Origin of the sequence: Aureimonas ureilytica (assembly GCF_001475935.1) — a bacterium.
Classification (GTDB): Bacteria; Pseudomonadota; Alphaproteobacteria; order Rhizobiales; family Rhizobiaceae; genus Aureimonas; species Aureimonas ureilytica_A.
Genome location: NZ_LDQA01000133.1, coordinates 1 through 846 on the forward strand (window position 1 = coordinate 1; position 846 = coordinate 846).

1 protein-coding gene is annotated in these 846 nt (G+C 65.4%); it reads left to right on the forward strand.

All coding sequences use genetic code 11. From position 1 onward, the window contains the following. Positions 1 to 66: 66 nt before the first annotated feature. Positions 67 to 836, forward strand: a protein-coding gene (locus NS365_RS23950) for an IS5 family transposase (protein WP_153003929.1) whose coding sequence is annotated in 2 segments (ribosomal slippage) — positions 67 to 382 and positions 382 to 836 — 771 coding nt in all. Because the reading frame shifts where the segments join, the coding sequence is not laid out codon by codon here. Positions 837 to 846: the final 10 nt, after the last annotated feature.

Here is an 846-nt window from a genome sequence, read left to right on the forward strand (position 1 = left end):
TAGGGCCTGTTAGCGTCTGAAGCCGACTCTATGTCGTTGGCTTTTCCGATGAGGAGAAGTGCGCAGATGCTGAGCGACGAGCAATGGTCTGATCTGGAACCACTGATCGAAGCGTGCCGCCCGCATGCGAAGGTTCCGAGTCCGCACCTTCGCCGGACCGTCGAGGCCATTCTCTGGCGTCACCAGAACGGATCCAAGTGGCGTGCTCTGCCTGCCGAGTTTGGCCCCTGGTGGATGGCGGCGCAGACCTTCATCCGGTGGGCGCGGCTCGGCGTCTGGGAGAGACTGCTAACGCTGATCCAGGAGCGCGGCGTCAGGCTAGGCATGGTGTTCCTGGACGGGACGAACATCCGCGCCCATCAGAAGGCAGCAGGTGCCAGCCGAAAGGGGGATCTGCAAAAGAGCGAGACGACCGTGAAGCGCTTGGCCGATCTCGTGGCGGCTACGGCACCAAGGCCTGCGTGATGGCCGACGGTGCAGGCCGCGCCATCGCCTTCCGCTTGGCACCCGGACAAGCCCACGAACTGCCGCACGCCGTTCCGCTCTTGGCCCATCTGCCGGGCAGCCCGAAGTGGGTCGTGGCCGACCGCGGCTACACCAGTCATGCGTTCCGCCAGCACATCTGGGACATCGGCGCTCGGCCCGCCATCCCGCCGCTTCGCCACGAGGCCCCCGTCGCCTGCCGGGACTGGATCTACAACAACCGAAACCGCGTCGAGCGCCTGTGGGCCCGGCTCAAGGAATGGCGCGCCGTTGCCACCCGATACGAAAAAACCGCCGCCAGCTTCCTCGGTGTCCTCTGTCTCGCCGCAGCCCTCGATTGGATTAGGCGCTAACAGACCCTAG